The sequence below is a fragment of the Pseudomonas sp. C321 genome (assembly GCF_055407105.1).
In genome coordinates this window covers 226,995-246,800 of sequence record NZ_JBUZRB010000002.1, presented here as the reverse complement: position 1 = coordinate 246,800, position 19,806 = coordinate 226,995, and the positions used below count along the sequence as shown (strand labels likewise).

Sequence of the window (19,806 nt, the reverse complement as noted above, 5' to 3'; positions counted from 1 at the left end):
GAGCCATTGATGACTGAATCAAACGAAACGCCGAACCCTGTGGAAGAAGGCGAAGAGCGCCAGCACCGCCGCATCAAGAGCTTTGTGATGCGCGCTGGGCGCATGACTGAAGGCCAGCAAAAGGGCCTGGAGCAGGGCACGCCGCTGTTCGTCCTGCCCCTGGCCGACGCGCCGGTGGACTTCGACCAAGTGTTTGGCCGTTCGGCCCCACGCTCCCTGGAAATCGGCTTCGGCATGGGCCACTCCCTGCTGGAAATGGCCGCGGCCTCGCCGGAACAGGACTTTATCGGTGTCGAAGTGCACCGTCCGGGTGTCGGCGCGCTGCTCAACGGCGTGCTCACCCTGGGCCTGACCAACCTGCGGGTCTACGACTGCGACGCCATTGAAGTGCTCAACCGTTGCATCGCTGACAATAGCCTCGATCGCCTGATGCTGTTTTTTCCCGACCCATGGCACAAGAGCCGTCACCACAAGCGCCGCATCGTCCAGGCTTCCTTCGCGGAGCTGGTACGCAGCAAGCTCAAGGTCGGCGGCATCCTGCACATGGCCACCGACTGGGAACCGTACACCGAGTACATGCTGGAAGTCATGGACGTCGCCCCCGGCTACCGCAACCTGGCCGAAGACGGCAAATGCGTCCCGCGTCCGACCGAACGGCCGATCACCAAGTTCGAGCGTCGCGGCGAGCGACTGGGGCATGGGGTTTGGGATATGAAGTTCGAGAAGCTGTCTTAATCAGCTAGAAAGCTGAAAGGCAATCAACTGTAGGAGCGAGCAAGCTCGCTCCTACAGTTGTGTTTTGTGTTGGGCTTGAGGTCAGCGCCGATCCGCTACAACCCCAATCAACACCAGCACCACCAACAACACCGGCGCCAGGCTGTAGTTGTTGAACTGGCTCAGCCCCCGAACAATCCACGGCGTGGCGTAGATCAACGCGGCGCCACTGCCGATCATGCACACCAGGGCCATCAGCGGTACGCGCAACGCGCCGGCGATGCTGCCCATGCGGGCGTCGACCCAGCCCTTGATGTCGGCGCCGAACACCACCAGCAGGCAGCCGACGAGGGCCAGGGAGATTTCCGACAGGTTGCTGCGGCTCCAGCGGGATACGGTGGCGAGCAGGTCGAGTACCAAATCCATTCGATTTCCTTAGAGCTATCAGCTCAAAAACTTCTGCAGCAGGTCATTGAGAAAGAGTTGCCCGCGGTCGGTGGCCGCCAGGCGTGACGGTTCGACCTGCAATAAGCCACTTTGTTCTGCCTCTCGGCGGGCTTCACTGAGGCTGGCCAGGTCCAGGCCGGTGCGCTCGGTGTAGAGCCTGGCTTCGACGCCGTCGGTGAGGCGCAGGGCGTTCATCAGAAACTCGAACGGCAACTCATCATTGGTCAGTTCTTTCGAGCCGGCCTGGAAGTTTTTTGTCGGGTTGAGGTAGTCCTTGGGCAGGCGGGTTTTCCAGGTGCGCACAATGCGCCCGTCTGGATGGCTGAGCTTGCCGTGGGCGCCGGCGCCGATGCCGATAAAGTCGCCGAAACTCCAGTAATTGAGGTTGTGCCGCGCCGGCCGGCCCGTCTGGGCGTAGGCCGAGACTTCATATTGGGCGTAACCGTGTTCGGCCAGCAGGGCTTGGCCTGCCTCCTGGATATCCCACAAGGTGTCGTCTTCCGGCAGTGTCGGCGGCTGGTTCCAGAACACTGTGTTGGGTTCCAGGGTCAGTTGATACCACGACAGGTGTGTGGGTTTGAGGGCGATGGCCTGGCGCAGGTCGTCCAGGGCGTCATCCAGGGACTGATCGGGCAAGCCGTGCATCAGGTCCAGGTTGAAGTTGTCGAACCCTGCCCGACGCGCCATACCGGCGGCACGTATGGCTTCGTCACCATTGTGGATTCGGCCCAGGGCCTTGAGTTTTTCCTGCTGGAAGCTCTGGATGCCAATGGACAGTCGATTGATTCCCAGCTTGCGATAAGCCACGAACTTCTCTTGCTCGAAGGTTCCGGGATTGGCTTCCAGGGTAATCTCGATGTCGCAGGCAAACGGGATACGTTGTTCCACGCCCTTGAGCAGCCGGCCCAGCGCGGCTGCGCTGAACAGGCTGGGGGTGCCGCCGCCGAAGAAGATCGAACTCAGTTCGCGGCCGTAAACGGCGTGCAGGTCCTGATCAAGGTCAGCCAGCAAGGCATCGACGTACTCTTCTTCCGGCAACACGGGGCTGGCGGTGTGGGAGTTGAAGTCGCAATAGGGACATTTACGCACGCACCACGGGATGTGGATGTACAGCGCCAGGGGCGGCAGGTGAGGCAGGGCCGCCCGAGGTGTTTGCGCGCCACCGAGGATCAGTGGCTGCGCAGAGGTATTCTGGATCATTTCAGGCCCAGACGCTGGCGCAGCAAATCCATTGCACGGGCGCGGTGGCTGATCTGGTTCTTGTCTGCCGGGCTCAGCTCGGCGCTTGAGCAATCGCGCTCTGGTACCCAGAACAGCGGGTCATAACCAAAACCGTGGGCACCGCTGGCCGCATGCAGGATGCGCCCGTGCCACAGGCCTTCGCAGAGGATCGGCAACGGGTCGTCAGCGTGACGCACCAAGGCCAGCACACAGACGAACTGTGCGCCGCGCTCGGCGTCGGGCACGTCCTTGAGTACGTCCAGCAGCTTGGCGTTGTTCGCCGCATCGCCTTGGCCATCGGCATAACGGGCGGAATAAATGCCCGGCGCACCGCCAAGAAAGTCCACCGCCAGCCCCGAATCGTCCGCCAGGGCCGGTAGGCCCGAGATGCGCGAAGCATTGCGGGCCTTGAGGATGGCGTTCTCGACGAATGACAGGCCGGTCTCTTCCGGTTCGACGGTGCTGAACTCGCCAATCGAGCGCAGTTGCACCGACTCGCCGAGCATGGCCTGGAGTTCTTTGAGTTTGCCGGCGTTATGGCTGGCCAGTACGAGTTGCGTGAGGTTCATTATTCAGCCGGAAACAGTTCTTGGTTGAAACTGAAACCGTGGGCTTTGCCGCCGGTTTCAACGTTGATGGTGAAAACCCGGATTTCTTGCTGCGGCACCGGGTATTGGGCGAGGTAATAAATCGCCCCCTTTTCAGTAATCTGCTTGAAGCTCAGAGGCACGCTCTTGCCGCTCAACTCTGTGATCGTACCGCTGACCTGCGCGGTTAACGGAGTGCCGCCCTTGATCACAGAAACGTTGATCACGCCCTGCTGCTTGCTGCGCACCAGCTCAACCGCCTGGGCCACATCGGGTTGCAAAAAGGTGGAATTGAAGGTGCTGTAGTGAACGGTGATATCACCAAACACTTCCTTGCGCTCACCCTTGATAACGTCGGCGGCCATGGCCGTGACGCTTAGGCACGCGGTGAGTAGAAAAACAGCCAGGCGACTCATGATCGTCCTCCTTAAATAGGGTTGTTAGATGGCAATCTGATGGTCTGTCAGGCCCGGACTGCTGACCCGGTAAATCCCGATCTCACCCAACAGATTAGGCCATAGCTTACTGGCCCACCCGTGGCGGTGCTGTTGGTCGACAGCAAGGCGGTTGATGACTTTGGCTTCGCGTTCACTGCACAGCGCTTCGAAATCCTCGAAGGTGCAGAAGTGGATGTTCGGCGTGTTGTACCAAGTGTACGGCAGGAAATCCGACACCGGCATCCGGCCCTTGCTGGCCAGGTACCAGCGGCAGCGCCAGTGGCCGAAATTGGGGAAGGTGATGATGCACTGGCGGCCTACCCGCAACATTTCGTCGAGAATCCGGTCCGGGTAGTGCACGGCTTGCAGGGCCTGGGTCATGACCACGATATCGAAACTGTTGCTGGCGAAGTTGCCCAGCCCCTTGTCCAGATCCTGCTCGATGACGTTGATGCCCTTGGCCACGCACTGGGCAATGTTGTCCGGGTCGTTTTCCAGGCCATAGCCGGTGACTTGCTTGTTGTCCCGCAGCCAGCTCAGCAGTTCGCCATCGCCGCAACCCAGGTCGAGTACGCGGCTGCCGGCGGGGATCCAGTCTTGGATGATTTCCAGGTCGGCTCTCATGGCGTTCTCACAGTTTTATGCGGTTCATGTAGTGGGTGAACGCTTGCAGGTAGCGCGGGATCGGGATCAGGAAGGCGTCGTGGCCCTGCGGTGCGTCGATCTCCAGGTAACAGACGTCTTTCTTCGCGGCCATCAGTGCATCCACCAGCTCCCGCGAGCGGGCCGGGGAGAAGCGCCAGTCGGTGGTGAACGACATTACGCAGAACTTGGATGTGGCATTGGCGAAGGTTTTCGCCAGGTCATCGTCGAAGTTCGCCGCCGGATCGAAGTAGTCCAGAGCCTTGGTCATCAGCAGGTAGGTGTTGGCGTCGAAACGCCCGGAAAACTCTTCGCCCTGATAGCGCAGGTAACTTTCGACCTGGAACTCGACGCTGTGGAAGTCGTAGTTGAGCTTCTCGCTCTTCAAGCCGCGGCCGAATTTCTCGCCCATGGAGTCATCCGACAGGTAAGTGATGTGTCCCACCATCCGCGCCAGCATCAGCCCGCGCTTGGGAATCACGCCAGCTTCCTGGAACGAACCGCCGTGGAACTCGGGGTCGGTGAGGATCGCCTGGCGTGCCACTTCGTTGAAGGCGATGTTCTGCGCCGACAACTTGGGCGCCGAGGCAATGGCCAGGCAATGGCGCACCCGATCCGGATAAGTGATGGTCCATTGCAGGGCTTGCATGCCGCCCAGGCTACCGCCGATCACCGCTGCCCATTGGCCGATGCCCAGCAGATCAGCGAGGCGCGCCTGGCTGTGAACCCAATCTTCCACGGTCAGCACCGGGAAGTCGGCGCCGAACGGTCGGCCAGTCTCCGGATTGAGGCTGCTGGGGCCGGTTGAGCCGTTGCAACCGCCGAGGTTGTTCAGGCTGACCACGAAGAACTTATTGGTGTCGATAGGCTTGCCAGGGCCGATGCAGCTGTCCCACCAGCCGGGCTTGCGCTCGTCGACGTTGTGGAAACCGGCTGCGTGATGGTGGCCGGATAGGGCGTGGCAGATCAGCACGGCGTTGCTGGCCGTGGCGTTCAGTTCGCCATAGGTTTCGTAGATCAGGTCGTAGGCTGGCAGCGAACGGCCGCAGGCCAGGGCCAGCGGTTCGCTGAAGTGCGCCACTTGTGGCACGACCAGTCCAACAGAATCGGGGGGAAAGGCAGTTGGCATCGACCCTGCTCTCGTTTAAATGAGGAGTAAGTCTAAAGAGCGGGGACCCCAGCGGCAAGTGATCAGGCCGGTCGCACCAACCCCGGCAAGTCCGGCAGCTTTTTAGGCGCCTTCAGCCGAACCCGTTTCTGCCGGTTCAACTCGCCACTGATCAGGCTGACCTGGCTTTTTGGGATACCGAAAGCCTTGCCCAGAAACGCCATCAGATAGGCATTGGCCTTGCCCTCCACTGGCGGGGCGGTGAGGCGGATCTTCAGGCGTTCGCCGTGCAGGCCCGCGAACTCGTTGCTGCGGGCTGCAGGTTGCAGGTGACAATCCAGAATCAGATCGTCACCGTCCCAGCGGAAATAGCTCATCAGATCAGAAGGCGCAGGATGTCTGGCATTTGGGTCATGGCCGCCAGATTGTTGATCACCAGCATATCCAGCAGCTTGAGTGCCATGAAGGCGAGGATCGGCGAAATATCCAGGCCACCCAAGTTCGGCAGGATCTTGCGGAACGGCGCCAGGGCAGGCTCGCAGATCTGGTTGACCAGTTCGGCGCCAGGGTTATGGCTGCCCGGAGCGACCCAGGACAGGATCACACTGATGATCAGGGCAAAGAAGAAGATCTTCAGGAACAGCGCGGTCACACCGATCAGGGACCAGGCCACCAACTGCAGGAAATTGCCGGTAGTGCCGTAAGTCAGCAGCAACGTCAGGGCCATCAACGCCAACTGCACCAGGATCGCCAGCACCAGCGAGGACATGTCCAGGCCGAACAGGCTCGGGATCACTCGGCGCAATGGCTTGAGCAGCGGCTGCGTAGCCTTCACGGCGAATTGGCAGAGCGGGTTGTAGAAGTTTGCCCGTACCAGTTGCAGGACAAAACGCAACAGCACGATCAGCAAGTACAGACTGCCGAGGGTTTGCAGTACGTAGACGGCTGCGGTGTTCAAACCAATCATGTTGGCTCCTTATTGACCTAGTTGTTCGGCCATCTCGGCCGAGCGGTGCGCTGCGGCGCCCAATGCTTTTTCCACCAGGGCTTCAAAGCCCCCGGCCTGGAACGATTCGATAGCGGCTTGTGTGGTACCACCCGGCGAGGTCACGCGACGGCGCAGTTCGGCGGCATCGACATCACTCGCTACCGCCATGTGCGCGGCGCCCAGCGCGGTTTGAAGGGTCAGTTGCTCGGCAGTTTCCCGAGGCAGGCCAAGCTTCACGCCGGCGGCGGTCATTGCTTCAATCAGCAGGAAGAAGTACGCAGGACCACTGCCGGATACGGCGGTGACGGCGTCCAGTTGTTGCTCTTGTTCCAGCCACAGGGCGATGCCGACAGCCGACAACAGCTCTTGCGCCTGATCACGTTGTGCCGCGCTAACTTCGCTGGTGGCATACAACCCGCTCACACCCTGACGCAGCAGCGCCGGGGTATTGGGCATGCAGCGCACAATCGGCTGGGCCCCGAGCCAGTTGTTCATGCTGGCGCAAGTGATGCCGGCGGCTATGGACACCACCAGTTGATGGGGTTTGAGGCTCGGGCGCAGGCTTTCGCACACGGCTTTCATGGCCTGTGGCTTGACCGCCAACACGATCACGTCGACGCCTTGAATGGCCTCGGCGTTGTCGGCGAAGACTTCGATGCCGTGTTCAGCACTGACGCGGGCGCGGGTCTCGGTACCGGGGTCGCTGGCGCGAATCCGGTCCGCTTCCAGGCCCTTGGCCCGCAGGCCGCCGATCAGGCTGGCCGCCATGTTACCGGCGCCGACAAAGGCAATACGCGTGTTGCTCATGACAGGTCCTTACTCAGATGGAAGTCAGCCATTTCACGGCTGTCCGTAGTCGCGGGCGCCAAACAGGGCGGTACCGATCCGCACCCAGGTGGCGCCTTGGGCGATGGCCGACTCAAGGTCGTGGCTCATGCCCATGGAAAGTGTGTCCAGTGGCAGGTTCAGGCTTGCTTGCAGATCGCGTACAGCTGAGAACGCGGCGTCCTGGGCTGCCCGATCTTCAGACGGCTCGGGAATCGCCATCAAACCGCGAAGTTTCAAGCGGGGCAGGGCGCTTATCGCTTCGGCCAGTGCCGGCAAATCTGCGGGTGTACAGCCGGATTTACTGTCTTCGCCACTGACGTTGACCTGAATACAGATATTCAGCGGCGGCAGGTTGGCCGGACGTTGCTCGGACAGGCGTTGTGCGATTTTCAGGCGGTCCACGGAATGCACCCAAGCGAAATTCTCGGCGATCGCACGAGTCTTGTTCGATTGAATGGGGCCAATGAAGTGCCAACTCAAGGGGAGGTCGGTTAATTCCAGTTGTTTACCGAGCGCTTCCTGCAGATAGTTCTCGCCAAAGTCGCACATCCCGGCGGCATAGGCTTCGCGCACGGCTTGCGCGGGTTTGGTCTTGCTGACGGCCAGCAGGTGGATGCTGTGTTCGTCGCGCTGTACGGCCTGGGCCGCCGCGCGGATCCGGTCACTAACCAGGCCGATGTTGTCTGCTATCGTCGACATTCAAGATGCGCCCGTGGATATGGAGTTCGCGGCATTCTACTGGAAATGGAAAGCCCTATGGATATCACTCAATTGCTGGCTGCAAGCGTCAGCCAAGGCGCGTCCGACCTGCATCTGTCGGCCGGGCTGGCGCCGATGGTGCGGGTCGATGGCGAGGTTCGTGCGCTCGACTGGCCGGTGCTGAGCTCTACGCAAGTTGTGGATCTGCTCAGCCCTTTACTCAACAAACACCAGCAAAAGGATTTCGAAATATCTCTTGAAACGGATTTTGCCTTCGAGTTGCCCGACGTGGCGCGCTTTCGGGTGAATGTCTTTCAGCAGCATCGGGGCGTTGGGGCGGTGTTTCGCGCTATTCCGTCAAAGGTCCAGAGCCTGGAAAGCCTGGGGTTGGGCGAGGTGTTTCGGCGGATCGCTGATCTACCCCGGGGGCTGGTATTGGTAACCGGCCCTACCGGCTCCGGGAAATCCACCACCCTGGCGGCGATGATCGATTACCTCAACAACCACCGTCATCAACACATCCTTACCCTTGAAGACCCCATCGAATTTGTCCACCAGCCGAAAAACGCCCTGATCAACCAGCGGCAGATGCATCGCGATACCCATAGCTTTTCGACAGCCTTGCGCTCGGCACTGCGCGAAGACCCTGACGTCATCCTGGTGGGCGAGATGCGCGACCTGGAAACCATCCGCCTGGCGCTGACCGCGGCGGAAACCGGGCACTTGGTGTTCGGCACCCTACACACCTCGTCGGCGGCGAAAACCGTGGACCGGGTGGTGGATGTGTTTCCGGGCGGTGAAAAGGCCATGGTCCGCTCAATGCTCTCGGAGTCATTGCAGGCGGTGGTGTCACAAGTGTTGATCAAGAAGATCGGCGGCGGACGGGTGGCGGCCCATGAAATTATGCTCGGCACACCGGCGATCCGTAACCTGATCCGCGAGGACAAGGTGGCGCAGCTGTATTCGGCGATTCAGACGGGTGGGGCGTTGGGAATGAAGACGTTGGACATGAGCTTGAAGGCGTTGGTCAGCCAGGGTCTGATCAGTCGCGAGGATGCGCGGGAGAAAGCGAGGGTACCTGGGGAACTGTAGGAGCGAGCTTGCTCCTACAGTAAGCCGATCAGCGCTGCACAATCCGCAGATTGTTCTGTTCTTTAGGCAGCACGCGCTTGGCAATCACGTAGTTCTTGTCCCAGAACGGTTTTTTCAGAGTGTCGATGCTGACCGACTTGCCACGGCGTGGTGCGTGGATGAAGCGGTCGTTGCCCAGGTAGATGGCAACATGATTGACCTGGCGGCTCTTGAGTTTGAAGAACAGCAGGTCGCCCGGTTTCAGGTCCTTGCGATCAACCTTTTGCCCGTGGCCGTTGGCCATGGCATTGGAGGTGCGCGGCAAATCAACCGCGGCAACATCATTAAATGCATATTTCACCAAGCCGCTGCAGTCGAACCCTTTACTTGGGCTGCTGCCGCCCCAACGATAAGGAGTGCCGAGCACGTTGACGGCGCGGCTCAAGACGGTACTGCTTTGCTTGGTATTGACCGCTATCAGGCCGGGTGTTGCTTTACCGTGGGCCTTGCTCAGTTGAGTCGGGCGCTTGACGGTCAGCTTTACCGATTTGGCGGAGCTGGTAGTGGCATGAACTTTAGGGGTGAAACCGTTAACGTTCGGAAGTCGTTGCTCACGATTGGTGGCGTGGGCGGCCAGTGGCATTAATAGGCAAATGGTTAGCCATGTCTTGAAAAATGGTCGCATTAGGCAAGGCTCTATATGGGTTTGCGCGCAACTTTATAACAGCTTTTTGTGTCGTTCTCAGGCCGTCTGTCGACTGAACCTTGGGGGCAAACTCAGGAAAACCGCGACGAACTGCCGCAATTGTCCTACACAAGTCAGGTGGTACAGGGCTTTGAGGGAAGCGACGATACCATTTGCCATACGTCGGGTGTCTGTAAAAAAGTCACAAAGAAACCAGAAATATTTATCTATCGAGACAAAAGAGGTCATTTATGAACACCTATCGACAGGATGTTTCGCAGCAAGACACCCACAGCAAGGTGATCGGTTACCTGCTCTGGATTTTGGGCTTTACGGGTGCTCACCGCTTTTATTACGGCAAACCAGTGACCGGCACGATCTGGTTTTTCACCTTGGGCCTGTTGGGGATTGGCTGGTTGATTGACCTGTTCCTGATTCCGGCCATGGATCGGGAAGCGGACCTGCGTTTTACCGCTGGTCCCATTGAATATAATGTCGCCTGGATCTTGCTGACGTTCCTTGGGGTGTTTGGTTTGCACAGGATGTATCAGGGCAAATGGCTTACCGGACTCCTTTATCTGCTGACCGGTGGTTTGTTCCTGATTGGCGTGCTGTATGACTTCTGGACGCTGAATACGCAGATTTCGATTCGCAATGCCGAGCGGCTTGGCGGTCGATAACAGCTACGGCGGTTTCTGTCTTCAAAGTGTGTAGATACTTATGGTGCGATAGCAGTGTGTCAGTCGACATTTTGGGTATCTGACACTCCGCTATCGCGCTCCCACATTGACCGAGTAGGTCATCAAGCCTGGTAGCTGATCCGCCCATCCATGAAGGTGTATCGCACATTCGCCGGCAAACTGTGACCGATGAACGGGCAGTTTTCGCCTTTGGACAGCCAGTGCTCCCCGGCAACCGTGGAGCTGGCCGGATCAAACAGCACCAGATCCGCCGCTGAACCCACTTCCAGCTTACCCGCCGGCAGGCGCAACGCTTGCGCAGGGCCTGAGCTCAAGCGCGCCAACAGCGTTGGCAAGTCCAGCAAGCCATCTTCCACCAACGTCATCGCCAACGGCAGCAGCAATTCAACACTGCTGATTCCAGGCTCTGTCGCGCCGAATGGCGCCATCTTGGCATCCCGCTCGTGAGGCTGGTGATGGCTGGAAATCGCCGAGATCACCCCGGATTTTACCGCCGCCCGCAAACCATCACGATCAGCACGAGTGCGCAGTGGCGGCTGCACGTGGTACAGGCTGGAAAAGTCGATCAGTGCTTCATCCGTCAAAATCAGCTGATACAGCGCCACATCCGCCGTCACCGGCAAACCGCGAGCTTGTGCCTGGGCGATCAGTGCCACGCCCCGTGCACTGGTCAACTGGCTGAAGTGCGCCCGCACGCCGCTTTGTTCCACCAGCAGCAGGTCCCGGGCCAAGGCCACGGTTTCTGCGGTTTCCGGGATGCCCGCCAGGCCGAGGAAGCTGGCGGTGGGGCCTTCGTGGGCCAGACCGCCTTCGGCCAGGTCGCGGTCTTGGGAGTGGAAAATCACCGTCAGGTCGAAGGTGGCTGCATATTCCAGGGCGCGGCACAGGGTGCGGGTGCTGCGAAAACTCTCCAGGCCATTGCCGAAGGCCACGCAACCGGCGTCGCGCAGGGCGATCAGCTCGGCCAGCCGTTCGCCGTCCAGGCCTTTGCTCAGGGCGCCGATGGGGAAGACCTTGCAGTTGCCGGCTTCGCGGGCGCGGTCGAGGATCAGTTCGGTCACGGCCGAGGTGTCCAGCACCGGCTTGGTGTGCGGCGGGCAGCACAGGCTGGTGACGCCACCGGCGGCGGCTGCGCGGGTTTCACTGGCGATGCTGCCTTTGCGGCTGTAACCCGGTTCGCGCAGGGCGACACTCAGATCCACCAGCCCAGGCGCGGCGACCAAGCCTTTGGCGTCGATGGTCTTGACGGCGCTGAAGCCGCTGGGTGCGGCGCCGATGGCAATGATCTTGCCGGCTTCCAGGTGCAAATCGCTGACTTGATCCAGGCCACTGGCGGGATCGATGACGCGGGCGCCGAGGATGCTGATCTTCACTGGGCGTTCTCCTGCTCGAATTGACGTTGTGCGGTTTGCCCGCTCATGGCCATGGACAATACCGCCATGCGTACGGCGATGCCGTAGGTGACCTGGTTGAGAATCACCGACTGCGGCCCGTCGGCCACTGCCGACTCAATCTCCACACCACGGTTGATCGGGCCAGGGTGCATGACAATGGCATCCGGTTTGGCGCCGGCCAGGCGCGCGGTGGTCAGGCCGAACAGGCGGTAGAACTCACCTTCGCTGGGCAGCAGGCCGCCGGACATGCGTTCGCGTTGCAGGCGCAGCATGATCACCACATCGACGTCTTTCAGGCCTTCGACCATGTCGGTGTAGACCTTAACGCCATATTGCTCGATGCCAATGGGCAGCAGGGTTTTTGGCGCGATCACCCGGATATCCGGGCAGCCAAGGGTTTTCAGGGCCAGCATGTTCGAGCGCGCTACCCGCGAGTGCAGGATGTCGCCGACGATGGCCACCGAGAGATTTTCGAAGCCACCCTTGTGTCGACGGATGGTCAGCATGTCGAGCATACCCTGGGTTGGGTGGGCGTGACGGCCATCGCCGCCGTTGATGATCGCCACCTGCGGGCATACGTGTTCGGCGATGAAGTGCGCCGCGCCCGAGTCACCGTGCCGCACGACGAACATGTCGGCGGCCATGGCTTCGAGGTTGCGCAGGGTGTCGAGCAGGGTTTCGCCCTTGCTTGCCGACGATGTGGAGATGTTCAACGTGATGACATCTGCCGACAAGCGCTGGGCCGCCAGTTCAAAGGTGGTGCGCGTGCGGGTGGAATTCTCGAAGAACACGTTGCATAGGGTCTTGCCCCGCAGCAGCGGGACCTTTTTCACCGCCCGGCCGCCGACTTCAAGGAACGAGTCGGCGGTGTCGAGGATTTCGGTGAGCAGTTTGCGGGGCAAACCGTCGAGGGACAAAAAGTGGCGCAGCTGGCCCTGAGCATTGAGCTGCAGCGGGCGCTTGGTATCTGGAGGCGTCATCGCGGGGACTCTTTACAAGGAGGGTTAAAGGGCAAGCTCTTGCAGTTCGAGTTTGAGCGGCGCAGGGCCGGACAATTTTACCCGTTGCTGAGCGCCCAGCGACAAGGTGGCGCCGACCACGTCCGGGCTGATGGGCAACTCGCCAGCGTCCAGGTCCAGCAGGCAGACCAGGGTCACGCTGGCCGGGCGGCCGTAGTCGAACAGTTCGTTGAGGGCGGCGCGGATGGTGCGGCCGCTCATCAGCACATCATCGATCAGCACCAAGTGCTGGCCTTCGATATCGAAGGGCAGGGCCGAAGGGCGAACTTGCGGGTGCAGGCCGTTCTGGCTGAAGTCGTCGCGATAGAAGGACACGTCCAGGGTGCCAAGGGGCGAGTCGTTGCCCAACTCTTCCAGCAACGCCTGGGCCACCCAGATGCCGCCGGTGCGAATGCCGATAAAGCGCGGCTCGCGGATGGCGCGGTGTTCCAAGTGTGCCGTAAGGCTTGACGCCATTTGGCGGATAAGTTCGGCGGGATTGGGCAGGCTCATGGTGGCTCCTTCAAGGCCTTGCACGGCAGGGTGTCGGCAAGGTGCGGGCTTAAATGTAAGAAGACGCGGCAAGCCGCGTCAGTCAGGATTCAAATAAAGCGGTATTTTCGTCCAGCCAGCCTTGCAGCAGCAGGGCGGCCGCAATGGCGTCTACCGGGTTGTCACGGTAGCTGCCTTTTTGCCCGCCACGGGCCAGGCGTTCGCCCTTGGCTTCGAAGGTGGTCAGGCGTTCGTCGTGGGTATAGAAGGGCAGGTTGTAGCGGCCATTGAGGCGCCGGGCGAATTTTTCGGCCCGCAGGCACATGTCGCTCGGGGTGCCGTCCATGTTCAGCGGCAAGCCCACCACCACGGCGTCGGGTTTCCATTCCTTGATCAAGGCTTCGACCTGGTTCCAGTCAGGTATGCCGTTTTGGGCTTTCAAGGTGCACAGTTCGCGGGCCTGGCCGGTGATCACCTGGCCGACGGCGACGCCGATCTGTTTGGTGCCGTAGTCAAAACCGAGGATAAGACGCAGGGCCATCAGGCGTGCCCCGCCTGGCTGGTCAATAGGCTGAGATTGACGCCCAACCTTGCCGCCGCGGCTTCAAGGCGCAGTTCGCTGGCGGTATTGAACAGAATGTCAGCATCGAACGGGCAGGTCAGCCAGGCGTTGTTGGCCAGTTCGTCTTCCAGTTGTCCTGCGTCCCAGCCGGCATAACCCAGGGTAATCAGGCTCTGCTGTGGCCCGACGCCATCGGCGATGGCGAACAGCACGTCCTGGGAGGTGGACAGGGACAGCCCGTCGAGATCCACAGTGGCCTGGAATTTGGGCCCCGTAGGGTGCAGCACGAATCCCCGGTCAGTCTGCACCGGCCCGCCGATGTAGATCGGCACGCCCTGGCTGTTGGCCGGCGGCTCGATGTCTGGGCGCAACTGCTCAAGGATGTCGGCCAGGCTCAGGTGCTGTGGGCGATTGACCACCAGCCCCATGGCACCATTGGCCGTGTGCTCGACGATATAGGTCAAGGTCTGCGCAAAGTTCGGGTCGGCCATATGGGGCATGGCGATCAGGAATTGGTGCTTGAGGTAGGTCGGACTGACATTTTTCATGTTCGCTAGTGTGGCGTTGGAGGGGCGAACTGACAAGCTGAGGATGTGCAGGAAATCAGCATGGCAGTCAATTGCTGGACAACCGATCCCCCTTGGCAAAGCGCCAGGTGCGGATGATTTCCAGTCGATCAATGTCCGCGAGGTCCCCGGTAAAGGGGGCAAACGGTGCTGCCAGACGGACAATCCGCTGCGCCGCCTGGTCCAGCATCGGCTGGCCGGACGACTCCAGCACCAGCACTTCATATAAAGAGCCGTCGCGATTGATCGACACCAGCAGGCGTAAATTGCCGTAAATCTGCTGGCGCCTGGCTTCGTCCGGATAGTTCAGGTTGCCGATGCGCTCGACCTTCTTGCGCCATTCGTCCTTATACCAGGCGCCTTTGTCGCGCATGGTCGAGGCGGCGTTCAGGCGATAAATACGTGGGCGCTTGGCGTACAACTGCTGCTCGGCGGCCAACTCTGCTTCCAGGCTGGAGATTTCGCTGGAGAGTTGGGAGCTGTCGAAGGTTGGCGCTGGTTTGCTGGGAGCCGGCTCGGTCTTCACCGTTTCGCGCTGGGTTACGGCTTTTTGCGGTTTAGGTGCGACGGTGGCAACGGCGGCCTTCGGCGCGGCCTGCTTGACCTCAGGCTTGGGGGCCGGCGGTGGAGTGACCTTATTGACCTTGTTGTCCTGGAACGGCGCGACTTTGGTGGTCTTGGGCACCGCCTTCTTGTCCAGGGTACCGCTGCCTTGCTGATTGTCCTGGGCGAGGAAGTCAGCCTTTTCCGGCTTCTTTTCGCTTTTGAAGGTGGCGAGGGTGATTTCCAGGGTTTTGCTGATCTGCTTGGGTTCGGCGAAGGTGAAGCCCAGACCGAGGATCAGAGCCAAATGAATCAACGCCGCCAGAAAAAGGGTAAATCCGAGCCGATCAGCCGGGCGCACGCCGCTGTGGGAGAGTTCGGGGGGCAGTTCGGACGGGAGCGTCATAACAGGAAAACCAACATCGCGCATTTCACAGGTGGGGCATGATAACGCAATGTCGGTTTGTGTCTGGTTGTTCTATGTCACTTGGTTTTTAGCTTTTGGTCGATAGCCGCCATCAGCATTTCACCGATATTAGTGCCAAAGGCATTGTCGATTTCACGAATGCAGGTCGGGCTGGTGACGTTGATTTCCGTGAGGTTCTCGCCAATCACGTCAAGGCCAACAAACAGCAGGCCTTTTTCGCGCAGGGTCGGGCCGACTTGGGCGGCAATCCAGCGATCCTTGTCCGTCAACGGACGGGCTTCACCGCGACCGCCGGCGGCCAGGTTGCCACGGGTCTCACCCGCTGCCGGAATCCGCGCCAGGCAATAGTCCACCGGCTCGCCGTCGATCATCAGGATGCGCTTGTCGCCGTCCTTGATCGCTGGGATATAGGCCTGGGCCATGATTTGCTGGCTGCCCAGCGCCGTCAGGGTTTCCAGGATCACTGAAAGGTTCGGGTCGCCGGCACGATGCCGGAAGATCGAGGTGCCGCCCATACCGTCCAGGGGTTTAAGGATCACATCGCCGTGCTTGGCGGCAAACTCACGCAGTACATCGGCGCGGCGGCTGACTACGGTGGGCGGCGTGCACTGCGGGAACAGCGTGGCGAACAGCTTTTCGTTGCAGTCGCGCAGGCTCTGGGGCTTGTTGACGATCAGCACACCGGCACGTTCTGCCTGCTCCAGCAGGTAGGTGGAGTAGACGAACTCCATGTCGAAGGGCGGGTCCTTGCGCATCAGGATCACGTCCAGGTCGCTCAGGGGGCTGTCAATTTCGGCGCCCAGTTCGAACCACTTCTCAGGGTTGGCAAACACCTGCAGCGGGCGCATCCGTGCCCGAGCTTCCCCTTCGGCCTGATAAAGATCACGCTGTTCCATATAGAACAGGGTCCAGCCGCGGGCCTGGGCGGCCAGCAGCATGGCCAGCGAGCTATCCTTTTTATAGGAGATGCTGGCGATAGGGTCCATGACAATGCCGACGCGAACGCTCATGGGGGATTTCCTCTAGCAAATAAGGGCGCATAAAAGTGGCGTCAGAGTGGCGCTGCGGGTGTTGTGGGTCAAGGAAAAACCACCTTGCCGGTCGGCTGATAGATTGCCTCACCAGTCTGTGCTAAAAAGGCTGCCATGGCGTGCTGGCCCTTGAACCGCAAGGGTTTTGGCGTTCGTCCCTTGCAATATCAGGCAGTACACACCGAAACCGATTCGCTGTGGCGAGGGTAGAGCAGATATGGAACAGCATTCCAGCGCCTTGAAAGTGATGGTGATCGACGATTCGAAGACGATTCGCCGCACCGCTGAAACACTGTTGAAGAACGTAGGGTGCGAAGTCATCACGGCCATCGACGGTTTCGATGCCTTGGCCAAGATCGTTGATCATCACCCGCACATTATCTTTGTCGACATCATGATGCCGCGCCTGGATGGCTATCAGACCTGCGCTCTGGTCAAGAATCACCCGTCGTTCAAGGCGATACCGGTGATCATGCTGTCTTCCAAGGACGGTCTGTTCGACAAGGCCAAGGGACGCATCGTCGGCTCTGATCAGTTTTTGACCAAGCCTTTCAGCAAGGAAGAACTGCTGAGCGCGATCAAGGCGTATGTGCCGGGTTTCGCTGCAGTAGAACAAGCACATTGACGCAGGCCCATATGGGCTTGCATCGACCAATGTAGTGGGGAAAACCATGGCACGTATTCTGATCGTCGACGATTCGCCGACTGAAATGTACAAACTGACCGGCATGCTGGAAAAGCACGGTCACGAGGTCCTCAAGGCCGTAAACGGTGGTGATGGCGTAGCGCTTGCCCGCCAGGAAAAGCCAGACGCGGTGCTGATGGATATCGTCATGCCGGGTCTCAACGGCTTCCAGGCGACGCGCCAGTTGACCAAGGACCCGGAAACCGGCCATATCCCGGTGATCATCATTACCACCAAGGATCAGGAAACCGACAAGGTTTGGGGCACGCGCCAAGGCGCCAAGGATTACCTGACCAAACCGGTGGATGAAGAGACCCTGATCGCCACCCTGAACAAGGTGTTGATCGGCTGACGGCACGCTCCCATGACCGAGTCGCAAACCGCCTTTGAACTGCTGCTGGACATCGACCGCCGCTGCCGCCTGTTGGCCGCCGACCTGCCGTCCCAGGAAACCCGGCTGCACAGCTGGAGCGGGATCGGTTTTAGGCTGGGTGATCACTGGTACGTTGCGCCCATGGGCGAAGTCGCCGAAGTGCTGCACGAGCCGCGCTGCACCTTGATGCCGGGGGTCAAGCCTTGGGTCAAGGGCGTGGCGAACCTGCGCGGGCGCCTGTTGCCGGTCATTGACCTGTGCGGGTTCTTCGGTCACGGGTTGTCTGCGCGGCGCAAACAGAGGCGAGTATTGGTGATCGAGCACGAAGATATCTTTGTTGGCCTGCTGGTAGATGAAGTGGTCGGCCTGCAGCATTTTGCCCAGGACCTGCTGGAACGCGCCGAGCTGTCGATGGATGAAGCGGCCAGCGCGCCGTTTATCCAAGGCCAGTTCAGCAGCGACCAGCTGTGGCAGGTCTTCAGCCCCTTCGCCCTGGCCCAGGCACCAGGCTTCATGGATGTCTCCGCATGACCACCGTCACTCCCGCCAAACCCCAGGAAGCCTCCCGTAGCCGTTCGCAGATCATTGTGCTGTTTATCGCCCTGATCATTTTCATCATGTTGCTGTTCGCCAACTTTGCCTACCTCAATACCCAGTCCACCTACGACAAGCAGTACATCGGCCATGCCGGCGAGTTGCGGGTGCTGTCCCAGCGTATCGGTAAGAACGCCACCGAAGCCGCGGCCGGCAAGGGTGCCGCGTTCAAGCTGCTGAGCGAGGCGCGCAACGATTTTGCCCAGCGCTGGGGTTACCTCAAAAAGGGCGACCCGGCCACGGGCTTGCCTGCTGCACCCAGTGCCGTACGCGGCGAGATGCGTGCGGTGCAGCATGACTGGGAAGCGCTGCTGAAGAACACCGACGCGATCCTGGCCAGCGAACAGACGGTGCTGTCGTTGCATCAGGTGGCCGCGACCCTGGCTGAAACCGTGCCGCAATTGCAGCTGGAGTCGGAAAAGGTCGTGGAGATTCTCCTGCAACGCGGCGCGCCAGCCAGCCAGGTGGCCGTGGCCCAGCGGCAATCGTTGCTGGCCGAGCGAATCCTGGGAGCGGTCAACACCGTGCTCGCCGGCGATGAAACCGCCGTCAAGGCCGCCGATGCCTTTGGCCGCGATGCCAACCGTTTTGGCCTGGTACTCAACGGCATGCTCCAGGGCAACGCCGGCCTGAAGATCACCGAAGTGCAAGACCCCGACGCCCGTGCTCGTCTGGCAGAAATTGCGGAGCTGTTCGAATTCGTCTCAGGCTCCGTGGATGAAATCCTCGAAACCTCGCCGCAACTGTTCCAGGTACGCGCCTCGGCGAGCAATATTTTCAGCCTGTCGCAAACCCTGCTCGATGAAGCCTCGCACCTGGCTACCGGTTTTGAAAACCTGGCGGCCGGTCGCACCTTCGACACCATAGGCGGCTACGTGCTGGGTTTGCTGGCGCTGGCCTCGATCATCCTGATCGGCTTGGTGATGGTGCGCGAGACCAATCGCCAACTGCGCGAAACCGCTGAAAAGAACGAGCGCAACCAGAACGCGATCATGCGCTTGCTGGACGAAATCGAAGACCTGGCCGACGGCGACCTCACCGTCACTGCCTCGGTGACCGAAGACTTTACCGGCACCATCGCTGACTCCATCAACTATTCCGTAGACCAACTGCGCGACCTGGTGGCGACTATCAACCTCACCGCCGGCCAAGTCGCCGGCGCGGTGCAGGACACCCAGGCCACCGCCATGCATCTGGCCCAAGCCTCGGAGCACCAGGCCCAGCAGATCGCCGAAGCTTCCACGGCGATCAATCAGATGGCCCAATCCATTGATCAAGTATCGGCCAACGCCGCCGAATCCTCGGCTGTGGCAGAGCGCTCGGTGGAAATCGCCAACAAGGGCAACGAGGTGGTGCACAACACCATCCATGGTATGGACAACATCCGCGAACAGATCCAGGACACCGCCAAGCGCATTAAGCGCCTGGGGGAATCGTCCCAGGAAATTGGCGACATCGTCAGCCTGATCGACGACATCGCCGAGCAGACCAATATCCTCGCCCTCAACGCCGCGATCCAGGCCAGCATGGCCGGTGATGCCGGGCGCGGTTTCGCGGTGGTGGCCGACGAAGTTCAGCGTCTGGCGGAGCGTTCTTCGGCCGCTACCCGGCAGATCGAAACCCTGGTGCGGGCGATTCAGACCGACACCAACGAAGCGGTTATTTCCATGGAGCAAACCACCACCGAAGTGGTGCGCGGCGCCCGGTTGGCCCAGGACGCCGGGGTAGCGCTGGAAGAGATCGAAGGCGTGTCGAAAACCCTCGCCGCGCTGATCCAGAGCATCTCCAATGCGGCGCAACAGCAGACCTCGTCGGCGGGGCAGATATCCCTGACCATGAACGTGATCCAGCAGATCACCAGCCAGACCTCGTCGGGCTCTACGGCCACGGCCGAAAGCATCGGCAACCTGGCGAAAATGGCCAGTCAGTTGCGGCGCTCGGTGTCGGGGTTCACCTTGCCGCCGGCTCGGCAGGTGGATGTGGATTGATGTTAGCGACACTGCAATTCATGAA

The 19,806-nt window shown here is 60.4% G+C and carries 25 protein-coding genes; 7 read left to right on the top strand and 18 right to left on the bottom strand.

The genetic code is table 11. The features are described 5' to 3' along the window. The first annotated feature begins 9 nt into the window (after positions 1–9). Positions 10–735 (top strand): tRNA (guanosine(46)-N7)-methyltransferase TrmB, encoded by a 726-nt coding sequence (gene trmB / locus ACZRJ6_RS07085; RefSeq protein WP_463967764.1) that lies wholly within the window; start codon positions 10–12, stop codon positions 733–735. Between the two features lie 81 nt (positions 736–816). On the opposite strand, the gene ACZRJ6_RS07080 is transcribed toward trmB, so the two are convergent. The 10 genes from ACZRJ6_RS07080 to ACZRJ6_RS07035 all read right to left on the bottom strand — a co-directional run bounded on the left by ACZRJ6_RS07080 (position 817) and on the right by ACZRJ6_RS07035 (position 7,671). Beyond that, a complete protein-coding gene (locus tag ACZRJ6_RS07080) occupies positions 817–1,140 on the bottom strand; it encodes a DUF3392 domain-containing protein (RefSeq protein WP_133102446.1) in 324 nt (107 codons plus the stop codon). 18 nt (positions 1,141–1,158) lie between these two features. After that, complete coding sequence (hemW, locus tag ACZRJ6_RS07075; protein WP_463967765.1) at positions 1,159–2,361, bottom strand: radical SAM family heme chaperone HemW; 1,203 nt, start codon at positions 2,359–2,361, stop codon at positions 1,159–1,161. After that, positions 2,358–2,954, bottom strand: coding sequence for an RdgB/HAM1 family non-canonical purine NTP pyrophosphatase (rdgB, locus tag ACZRJ6_RS07070; RefSeq protein ID WP_463967929.1), 597 nt, complete (start codon positions 2,952–2,954; stop codon positions 2,358–2,360). Before rdgB ends, hemW begins: the two co-directional genes overlap by 4 nt. Continuing rightward, positions 2,951–3,385 carry a DUF4426 domain-containing protein gene (locus ACZRJ6_RS07065; RefSeq protein WP_463967766.1) on the bottom strand — a complete coding sequence of 145 codons (435 nt, stop codon included), beginning with the start codon at positions 3,383–3,385 and terminating at the stop codon, positions 2,951–2,953. Before ACZRJ6_RS07065 ends, rdgB begins: the two co-directional genes overlap by 4 nt. A gap of 24 nt (positions 3,386–3,409) precedes the next feature. After that, the gene (gene metW, locus ACZRJ6_RS07060; protein ID WP_133102442.1) at positions 3,410–4,030 is read right to left on the bottom strand and encodes a methionine biosynthesis protein MetW; all 621 of its coding nucleotides are present in this window, start codon (positions 4,028–4,030) and stop codon (positions 3,410–3,412) included. Between the two features lie 7 nt (positions 4,031–4,037). After that, complete coding sequence (gene metX / locus ACZRJ6_RS07055) at positions 4,038–5,177, bottom strand: homoserine O-succinyltransferase MetX (protein WP_133102441.1); 1,140 nt, start codon at positions 5,175–5,177, stop codon at positions 4,038–4,040. 62 nt (positions 5,178–5,239) lie between these two features. Continuing rightward, positions 5,240–5,533, bottom strand: coding sequence for a DUF167 domain-containing protein (locus ACZRJ6_RS07050; protein ID WP_133102440.1), 294 nt, complete (start codon positions 5,531–5,533; stop codon positions 5,240–5,242). Continuing rightward, complete coding sequence (locus ACZRJ6_RS07045) at positions 5,533–6,123, bottom strand: YggT family protein (RefSeq protein ID WP_133102439.1); 591 nt, start codon at positions 6,121–6,123, stop codon at positions 5,533–5,535. The genes ACZRJ6_RS07050 and ACZRJ6_RS07045 overlap by 1 nt, the downstream gene beginning before the upstream one ends. A gap of 9 nt (positions 6,124–6,132) precedes the next feature. Further along, complete coding sequence (proC, locus tag ACZRJ6_RS07040; RefSeq protein WP_463967767.1) at positions 6,133–6,951, bottom strand: pyrroline-5-carboxylate reductase; 819 nt, start codon at positions 6,949–6,951, stop codon at positions 6,133–6,135. 33 nt (positions 6,952–6,984) lie between these two features. Next, the gene (locus ACZRJ6_RS07035; RefSeq protein ID WP_149412209.1) at positions 6,985–7,671 is read right to left on the bottom strand and encodes a YggS family pyridoxal phosphate-dependent enzyme; all 687 of its coding nucleotides are present in this window, start codon (positions 7,669–7,671) and stop codon (positions 6,985–6,987) included. Positions 7,672–7,728: 57 nt separating this feature from the next. Here ACZRJ6_RS07035 and ACZRJ6_RS07030 point away from each other — a divergent pair, with 57 nt between their 5' ends. Continuing rightward, entirely contained in the window at positions 7,729–8,763 is a 1,035-nt protein-coding gene (locus ACZRJ6_RS07030; protein WP_463967768.1) for a type IV pilus twitching motility protein PilT, read from the top strand. A gap of 28 nt (positions 8,764–8,791) precedes the next feature. Here the strand turns inward: ACZRJ6_RS07030 and ACZRJ6_RS07025 are convergent, their stop codons facing one another. Beyond that, a complete protein-coding gene (locus ACZRJ6_RS07025; protein WP_149412207.1) occupies positions 8,792–9,427 on the bottom strand; it encodes a C40 family peptidase in 636 nt (211 codons plus the stop codon). A 251-nt stretch (positions 9,428–9,678) separates the two neighbouring features. On the opposite strand from ACZRJ6_RS07025, the gene ACZRJ6_RS07020 reads away from it, so the two are divergent. Further along, entirely contained in the window at positions 9,679–10,107 is a 429-nt protein-coding gene (locus ACZRJ6_RS07020; protein ID WP_133102434.1) for an NINE protein, read from the top strand. Positions 10,108–10,229: 122 nt separating this feature from the next. Here the strand turns inward: ACZRJ6_RS07020 and ACZRJ6_RS07015 are convergent, their stop codons facing one another. The 7 genes from ACZRJ6_RS07015 to gshB form a co-directional block, all read right to left on the bottom strand. Further along, positions 10,230–11,501 (bottom strand): dihydroorotase, encoded by a 1,272-nt coding sequence (locus ACZRJ6_RS07015; RefSeq protein ID WP_463967769.1) that lies wholly within the window; start codon positions 11,499–11,501, stop codon positions 10,230–10,232. Beyond that, entirely contained in the window at positions 11,498–12,502 is a 1,005-nt protein-coding gene (locus ACZRJ6_RS07010) for an aspartate carbamoyltransferase catalytic subunit (protein ID WP_463967770.1), read from the bottom strand. The genes ACZRJ6_RS07015 and ACZRJ6_RS07010 overlap by 4 nt, the downstream gene beginning before the upstream one ends. A gap of 24 nt (positions 12,503–12,526) precedes the next feature. Then, positions 12,527–13,033 carry a bifunctional pyr operon transcriptional regulator/uracil phosphoribosyltransferase PyrR gene (gene pyrR / locus ACZRJ6_RS07005; protein ID WP_463967771.1) on the bottom strand — a complete coding sequence of 169 codons (507 nt, stop codon included), beginning with the start codon at positions 13,031–13,033 and terminating at the stop codon, positions 12,527–12,529. Between the two features lie 82 nt (positions 13,034–13,115). Continuing rightward, complete coding sequence (ruvX, locus tag ACZRJ6_RS07000; protein ID WP_133102430.1) at positions 13,116–13,553, bottom strand: Holliday junction resolvase RuvX; 438 nt, start codon at positions 13,551–13,553, stop codon at positions 13,116–13,118. Next, positions 13,553–14,122, bottom strand: coding sequence for a YqgE/AlgH family protein (locus ACZRJ6_RS06995; RefSeq protein ID WP_463967772.1), 570 nt, complete (start codon positions 14,120–14,122; stop codon positions 13,553–13,555). Before ACZRJ6_RS06995 ends, ruvX begins: the two co-directional genes overlap by 1 nt. Positions 14,123–14,189: 67 nt before the next feature. Beyond that, on the bottom strand, positions 14,190–15,089 hold the full coding sequence (locus ACZRJ6_RS06990) for an energy transducer TonB (protein ID WP_463967773.1): 900 nt from the start codon (positions 15,087–15,089) through the stop codon (positions 14,190–14,192). Between the two features lie 77 nt (positions 15,090–15,166). Beyond that, the gene (gshB, locus tag ACZRJ6_RS06985) at positions 15,167–16,120 is read right to left on the bottom strand and encodes a glutathione synthase (RefSeq protein ID WP_463967774.1); all 954 of its coding nucleotides are present in this window, start codon (positions 16,118–16,120) and stop codon (positions 15,167–15,169) included. Between the two features lie 238 nt (positions 16,121–16,358). On the opposite strand from gshB, the gene pilG reads away from it, so the two are divergent. The 4 genes from pilG to ACZRJ6_RS06965 are packed head-to-tail and all read left to right on the top strand — an operon-like array spanning position 16,359 to position 19,781. Beyond that, positions 16,359–16,766: a twitching motility response regulator PilG gene (pilG, locus tag ACZRJ6_RS06980; protein ID WP_133102426.1), complete on the top strand. Its 408-nt coding sequence runs from the start codon at positions 16,359–16,361 to the stop codon at positions 16,764–16,766. Positions 16,767–16,812: 46 nt separating this feature from the next. Continuing rightward, positions 16,813–17,178, top strand: a complete 366-nt coding sequence (pilH, locus tag ACZRJ6_RS06975) for a twitching motility response regulator PilH (RefSeq protein WP_463967775.1) — start codon at positions 16,813–16,815, stop codon at positions 17,176–17,178. Positions 17,179–17,190: 12 nt separating this feature from the next. Beyond that, positions 17,191–17,730 (top strand): chemotaxis protein CheW, encoded by a 540-nt coding sequence (locus ACZRJ6_RS06970; RefSeq protein WP_463967776.1) that lies wholly within the window; start codon positions 17,191–17,193, stop codon positions 17,728–17,730. Beyond that, a complete protein-coding gene (locus ACZRJ6_RS06965) occupies positions 17,727–19,781 on the top strand; it encodes a methyl-accepting chemotaxis protein (RefSeq protein ID WP_463967777.1) in 2,055 nt (684 codons plus the stop codon). Before ACZRJ6_RS06970 ends, ACZRJ6_RS06965 begins: the two co-directional genes overlap by 4 nt. The last annotated feature ends 25 nt before the right edge of the window (positions 19,782–19,806 follow it).